The sequence below is a fragment of the Natronobacillus azotifigens genome (assembly GCF_026805325.1).
GTDB lineage: Bacteria > Bacillota > Bacilli > Bacillales > Amphibacillaceae > Natronobacillus > Natronobacillus azotifigens.
Genome location: NZ_JAPRAT010000051.1, coordinates 1 through 7,048, shown reverse-complemented (window position 1 = coordinate 7,048; position 7,048 = coordinate 1). Strand labels below are relative to the sequence as shown.

The 7,048-nt window shown below is 37.7% G+C and carries 6 protein-coding genes; 1 reads left to right on the top strand and 5 read right to left on the bottom strand.

Annotated elements, in window-relative coordinates:
• Nucleotides 1-333: 333 nt before the first annotated feature.
• Both OWO01_RS15675 and OWO01_RS15670 read right to left on the bottom strand, forming a co-directional pair.
• A complete protein-coding gene (locus OWO01_RS15675) occupies nt 334-555 on the bottom strand; it encodes a hypothetical protein (protein WP_268781411.1) in 222 nt (73 codons plus the stop codon).
• Between the two features lie 9 nt (nt 556-564).
• Complete coding sequence (locus OWO01_RS15670) at nt 565-2,301, bottom strand: ribonuclease YeeF family protein (protein ID WP_268781410.1); 1,737 nt, start codon at nt 2,299-2,301, stop codon at nt 565-567.
• A 614-nt stretch (nt 2,302-2,915) separates the two neighbouring features.
• Between OWO01_RS15670 and OWO01_RS15665 the strand changes: the two genes are divergently transcribed.
• Complete coding sequence (locus OWO01_RS15665) at nt 2,916-3,743, top strand: hypothetical protein (protein ID WP_268781409.1); 828 nt, start codon at nt 2,916-2,918, stop codon at nt 3,741-3,743.
• 162 nt (nt 3,744-3,905) lie between these two features.
• Here OWO01_RS15665 and OWO01_RS15660 read toward each other — a convergent pair whose 3' ends face one another.
• Genes OWO01_RS15660 through OWO01_RS15650 form a run of 3 tightly spaced genes read right to left on the bottom strand, consistent with a single transcriptional unit; the run spans nt 3,906 to nt 6,575 of the window.
• Nucleotides 3,906-4,280 carry a GntR family transcriptional regulator gene (locus OWO01_RS15660; RefSeq protein WP_268781408.1) on the bottom strand — a complete coding sequence of 125 codons (375 nt, stop codon included), beginning with the start codon at nt 4,278-4,280 and terminating at the stop codon, nt 3,906-3,908.
• On the bottom strand, nt 4,277-5,746 hold the full coding sequence (locus OWO01_RS15655; RefSeq protein WP_268781407.1) for a hypothetical protein: 1,470 nt from the start codon (nt 5,744-5,746) through the stop codon (nt 4,277-4,279). The genes OWO01_RS15660 and OWO01_RS15655 overlap by 4 nt, the downstream gene beginning before the upstream one ends.
• The gene (locus OWO01_RS15650; protein ID WP_268781406.1) at nt 5,739-6,575 is read right to left on the bottom strand and encodes an ATP-binding cassette domain-containing protein; all 837 of its coding nucleotides are present in this window, start codon (nt 6,573-6,575) and stop codon (nt 5,739-5,741) included. The genes OWO01_RS15655 and OWO01_RS15650 overlap by 8 nt, the downstream gene beginning before the upstream one ends.
• Between the last annotated feature and the right edge of the window lie 473 nt (nt 6,576-7,048).

Here is a 7,048-nt window from a genome sequence, read left to right as displayed (position 1 = left end):
TACTAAGGATCGATCTATATTTCAGATAGCTTATCATGTATTTTTTGTGCAACGCTGGTGTAATCTCCCATAAAAAAACTTGAAAGGCATTTTGTCATAAGTCTTACAGAGGTTATTCATATTCTCTGCATTAAAAATGAACTATTCTATTCTGACTAATCTTCTCATAATATACACGCATCTCCTATCCCTTTGATTTGTTTCTAGTTAATTCAAGTGTAAAGGATATAGGAGCTTGCGTGTTTTATTTTGCTTGAATTTTTTCATACCCCAACATATATAATAGAGCCATTAAAAAGACGGTTATCTTTAAAAGATAACCGCCCACAAATACTAAATATCTATGACATCAAAAATTTCTTCTAATGTCTTACCTTGTATTATTCCTAATCGAAATAAATCATCAACAGACTTAAAGGATTGGGAGTATCCGTCTTGCTCTCTTGTCAAATAATACCCATTTTCGTTTTGACTAATCCAAAAACTTTCATCTTTAAAATAAAATTGAAATTCTTCACCCATTAAAATTCTATCTTTAAACTCTTTTAATTCCATTACAAGCACCTATCTCCTTCTAAAATTTCCAGACTTATTCCATTCAAAAATGTGCTCATGAGGCCATTCTGGATGTAGTTTCGGATTTCCATGGTTTGTGAAGTCAACATCCCTTAAAGCCCTACCTTCAATATCATGATACCTTCTTGTTTTTATTTGACCTGTCTTTTTATCCAAAATATCAACCGAACCACTTGGAATACCTTTATTAGGATTAGGAACGGATGTTGTAGTACTATGATTTGGCATAGGAGTGATATCATATTTATTACCTTTATTAGATGTAACTATATCTTTACCCGTACCCTTACCAACATTCCCACTACCCACACGCTTCGAATAAACAACATCCAACTTCTTGTTGATATGTCTCTGATCCATCACACGCATCGGTACTTCCGGAACATGGCCTGCCAAGGCAGGCTGGACTTGACGGTTGCCGAGCCATTTTTGTAAGCCACTTTGGTTCTCAGCGAATGACCGTATCATGTTGTTGGAACCGCCAGTTAGGTTCATGTTTTTGATTTTATTCATCGCTTGTCTACTAATATATGTCCCTTGGCTAACAGCACTTGGCGCAAATGGCAGACTGGCCACAACCCCTTGAGTTAAACTAGCACTGCGCTGTTCGGCAGTGAGTTCATTCCCAAAGATATCTGTTCCGGTGATATACTCAGAGAAACCATTAGCGGCGGCCAGACCATAGATTCCCATCTCTACTTTCTGAACCGCGGAGAAAGCATTAGCTGTCTTATAGATATCGAGACTCGTGTTAACCGCCTTGACACCTTTGGTAGTCGCATATATCCCTCTGCCACCTTTGATCGCTCGGCCTGCCCAACCGACAAACGGGATAAAGCCAGCAGCGGCTAGACCTGCATACGCGATGCGTTGACCAGCAGTATATTCAACGCCGGTGACCGGATCGACCCCTGTGGTGGCGCGAATCGAGTCGTAATAGCCGGTTGCTTCACCGACAAAGGTTTTCGTTCCATCCCAGAGGACTTCATACCACGCACGGTCTTGCAATTCTCTTGCATGGGCTTGTTCTTGTTTGTGGGCGAGATATTCGGCGGTGTAGGTTTCTGCATTCTCAATATTTTTGTAGACCTCACTGTTGTGATAAGCATTGGCATCAAAGTAGAGCGTTGACACATTGTCACCTTGCCTCGTTGCTTGCAGGAGTTCATCAAATAAGGTCTCCATAAATTTTTGTTCGACTAAAGAAGACGCATACTCTTCGGTTAAGATCGTATCGATATCCTCGACCGCCTCCATCGTTTCTACCCGCTTCTGATGCAAATCACTCATTTGGCGGTCAAATGCATCTCTTGAAAACGGACGGAGGGTCATAATGTCTTCGATCTCACTAAAGATCTGTTCTAATGTTTGTTGTTGATCACTGACCATTTCATCTGCTTGGATTTCACGCTGGGCAAGGTCTTCATGTAAAAACTGGGTATCTACCTTTGTTTGCCCACCCAAGTCAAAATCAGATAACGTACCGGAGACTCCTTCGAAGAAAGCGATTTGATGATCGATCAAACGATACCACGCATCAATCACATCCATTTGTCCTCGATAAAAGCCTTTAATCGCCGTAGCTCCTCGTCCTTCAAAACCATCTAAGCCAACGATTTCTTCAAAGGATTGGCGAAGTTTTTCAAATTGTTCTCGATAGCCTTGGTAATGCTTAACTCTTGCTTCCATTGTATCACGTAATCGTTCGGCATTTAACTGTTTCATTGGATTACCCTCACTTGATTATAATATCAGCGTATGATCACAACTTAATGGATGACCTGATCATTGTAGCTCTCTAAAGAACGTTCTTTTTCCTTTCGATTCTCCTTTACGGCTTATTACATTAAACCCTATCCATTACCTTTTATTTACTTATGTTATTCGATAGACTTTTTTCCGTAAATAGGAAATAAGATTGGTTTTATATACACCGAATGAAAAACAGGATTATTTTGGCAGAATTTTAGCACTAGTAGCAAAAAGTACGGGAAGCAACGTTAATCAGGAACTCTCATTCTTGTGTTGGAATCAAGGAACGTATTATATCACCGTCGCTCTTAATCAAACGAATAGTATTAAGTCATATATTTACTGTTTTATTCTCTTTTTTCCGATGGAACATTTTCAATATGTCCCATCTGACTTATCCGGTAATTCTACCACATTATTTGATTTCTTTTTTAAGTTATTCCTTCCTTAGCTATTTGAAAATAAAGCCCATGTTCAACTAGTTCTTTTTTCGCGTTTTATTCTTTTGAATTAAATTTTTTAGGAGAAAAGATCCAAGACTTCACTGAACTAACATGATATGCTTTTAAGTTATTGGGGGGTTGGAGATGAGGAAAAATATAGTTTTTCTGTTTGTTATACTATTCTTATTAGGTTGTGCATCTAAAGAGTCAAGAACATTCATCCGAGATGAACAAAATAAAGAGATGATTTATGAAGAAATTGTTCGGCAAGGTAAGGAGACTTATCACTTAGAGATTGAACCAAATGTAAATAAGATGAAATTCGGTTGGGACACTGGTCTTCCCTTGCTTAATGATTCACGTATTGTTGTACCGGTTCAAACGGTAGGAGAACCTGAATTTTCTTTTGATGCTGTTGTTTTCATCAGTGGTGATCCACTAGAAATCACGAATATAAATATTGATAATGCACCACAAGCTGGATTAGGATTAGGCGATTTAGGTGAATACCTTGTCCGACATATTTATACGGAAAAATACCAAGAAGCTTTTGATCAACTAAAAACATTCGATCAACATGTCTCGATTGAAACAATCTTCATTAATGCCCTAACTTCTTATTATTTTGAAGAGGAAGAAGAGAAAATCGCCCTGTATCAAGCTATTTCTGCTGATTATAATCAAGGTAAATTCAACGACCCAGCTTATTATGATCAATTATTAGAAGCTTATGTCCCTCAACAAGACTCATTTACAGAAGAGCGCTATTATCCACGTATATCGCTTCATGTTAAACAGCCGAATCGCTCGGAATTTGATATAGAAGAGAGAATTGCTCTCATCATCAAATATATCCAAGCAAGCGATATTCTACCTAGTGCAACCTATTCTATTGTAGGAACAGATAATAAAGATGAGCGTATCTACGAATCCTACACTAAAGAATACGAAAAGAAGCAGGAGAGTTTCTGAGCTCGACATAACTAAACCTGTTTCATGTTTTTTCACCATTCAACATTTTAGCGTTTCTAAGTTACAAAGAAAGGGGGCTTTAATAAGAGAAAGACCCTCTTAAAAGCCACCACAAGTACGTGTTTTAATAAAAGCGAGGGGGAACCAATTCAAACGTCCCCCCTAGATTCCTTTCTTGTTTTGTTTGTTCAAAGCTTCCACTAAATCTTCCACATCAATCTCAAGATGAGCAAGTGTTTTCGCAAGCTCTGGAACGGTATATTGATAAAATGCCTCTCTTTGCTTTTTTTGAATGATAGAGCGCGCCTCTTCACTCACAAAAAAACCAAGCCCTCGCTTTTTTGACAATATACCTTCTTCTTCAAGCAAATTATAGGCGCGCATAATCGTATTCACATTAACCTCCATTTCCATGGCACTTTCGCGAAGAGAGGAAAGACGATCTCCCGGCTTTACTACTCCTTCAAGAATCAAGGTTTCGATGTTTAAAGCAATTTGCTTATAGATTGTTAACGCTTCTTTAAATTCATGTTTCATCTGGAAATCACCTGCACCTTTTTCAGAACAAAATGGAGACCGATTCTAGCAAGGATAAAGATTGCGACATACATCGGTATAGCTGAGTAATCAATGTAAGTATCCATGCTTAAAATTTTCTCTTGATGTAAAAAAGATATTAAAAAAAGCGGCGTCACATAAAAGAATAATGATGCATGATAAATCAAGAGAGAAAGCTTAAAGCGCCTTAACGTCTGCATAAATACCATCATAGATAGCAAGAGAAAGTCAAGGAGACTGTACAACATAATGGAAAAAACGATAGTTATCCACACACCGGAAAAGACATTCCATAGGAATTTTCCTTGGGAGAGTTGAGGTTGTTGTATGATTAACGATAGTCCCAAATGAATAAAAATTATCAATACCGTGATTGCAATGCTATTTAATATTGTATAAACCGATGGCCTAAATATCTGATTCATTGTGTGGACGATTGACTTTTTCCTTTGATTGAGTGGAAGAAGCATATCAGTCTCATCTAAAGCAAAGGATGGTAATATTGGATGATGGATAAGGAATGTACTATACGTCACTAACAGACTAACGATCAACCCTCGTTCAAAAATTGAAACATCATTTTGAAAAGAGAACAAACCTCCTAACGCATAATAAATGAGAACAACAAAGAGAACGATACCAAAATTTAGTAAATAAAACAACAGCGGTCTTTGTATCACGCTCCATTCAAGATAATAAAAATAACGAACAGAGGAACTTTTTCGCTTGTTAATGAAACTAAAACCTCTCTTTTTCCTTACTTTTTCATCCTTGTTATTCTTCATCCAATCACCATCAATTTGAAACGCATGAAGTGAAGATCTCCCATAAACAAATGCTACTATAAATAGAAAAGCAGTGGTGATCACCTTTAATGGTACAGAAAAGAAATCATAAATAATAGGACTTACCCCAAGAGTAAACGTAATAAGTGACAAGATCGTTTGATCACGTGAAGTAAGACTTCCTAAAAAAGTTTCCGTATCAACTACGACAAAAGAGCCTTTCCAGTGAAGAATACCTAATAAGATAACGACAGCTATCATGTATGGCAAAAACAAAAGCAACCACTCTAAGCGAAAGATATGCCCAAATTCTGGGGTAATCATTGCGCCTAAAAGAAGCAAGAGTCCTGGAAGCCACGCACTTCTTAAATAGAGCCAACATTGTTTTTTCGTCTTGTTTATTGGTAACAATTGAAGCAGTGGCATAATGGAAATGGTTCTGTCTCTTAGCGTGGTACCAATAAACCAAATCGTAGTGAAATAGCTGGTTAAAAAAGTCGCTGGAAAAGAAATTGGCAGAACCTCTTCCCCATGAGTCAATACGTAACTCCCATATAAAAGTATTGCACCTATTAATGGAAGAATAGCAAGTCTCCAATAAAACCTCCCCACTGACAAAAATCGAAACATATCTTTTGCACGGATGCCTTTTCTATTCATTAGCAGGAACCTCCGCTTTTTTGCATAGTCCAGTAAATAAAAGTTCTAATGAAATGTCCTCTTCTTCCTCTGCTGGTTGACGCATAAGCGCTGTCCAACCTGAAGTTGTTCTTTGATACGATAAAGCGTCAGCTGGGAGTTGTTCTTTTGTTAGACAATGAACCAATGAAAATTCCTCACTCAAACCAGTAACACTAGAATTCAGACGTAACTTTCCCCCGCGATCAATAATTGTGACATGATCCAGTAAGCCTTCCACCTCACGGACATGATGGGTAGATAAGATAATTCTCGATCCAGCATCGGCAGATTGAGCTAATACCTTTCGCAAAACAGCCTGAGCATTAATATCTAACCCTTTCGAAGGCTCATCTAGAAAAACGATTTCTGTTTGACAGGACAGAACAATACAAAGCCACGCCTTTCGAAGATCTCCGCTACTATAGTGTGAGAAACCTTTCTCTGCATCGATTTCGAACTTTTCACATAAATCATGAAACAATTCTTTTGAGAAGTTTGGATAAAGAGGTCCACAAATATTTATATAGTCAAGCGGACTCATATCGGGACACTGTAAATCCTCTGAAATGTACGTAATTTTTTTATAAAAGCTTTCTTCCCGTTTTTTCGGTTCAAACCCTAATACCGAAATCGCTCCCTCTCTTTGAAAAATTAATCCGGTTAACATTCGAAAAAGTGTGGTTTTCCCCGCTCCATTAGGACCAAGCAACCCATAAATACTTCCACTTTCTAATGGAAGTTCCCAATTAAATGTTTCATAGACCGGTTGTTTTCTATAACCAAAAGAAAGATTTTTGCATTGAATCATTATGACTCCTCCTTATTTTTCCGTCATACTGTTATAGGTTACTATAACAGTATGACATTTCACTGTCAACCCATTATTAGTATCCGGTCTGATTCATAAATTTTAGGAAAACTACGATTTGCCTTGTTATGTTCCTATTCATCATTTGCCCTTCGAATTAAAAACCGCACGTTGACTTTTGCTTTATTATCGAGGATAGAACGAAATACATGTTCAAACAATTACAACGTAAAAAGGTATCCAATGTGTAAAGAGACGTTTGCCTCTTTACAGCACCAGATACCATTATCAATAAGGAAGCTACGGATGGTTACTGTGGAAAGTTGTGGCCATACTGAAATTTTCAAACAATTAAAAAACCAAATCCCATACCACCAACTAGCCACCCTTCTACTTCCCAACCTACAGAACGAATTCCTCCTCGTTCGAGCTTTAGCACTAAATGACGTAGATTCAAGAATTTGAAACAGCTA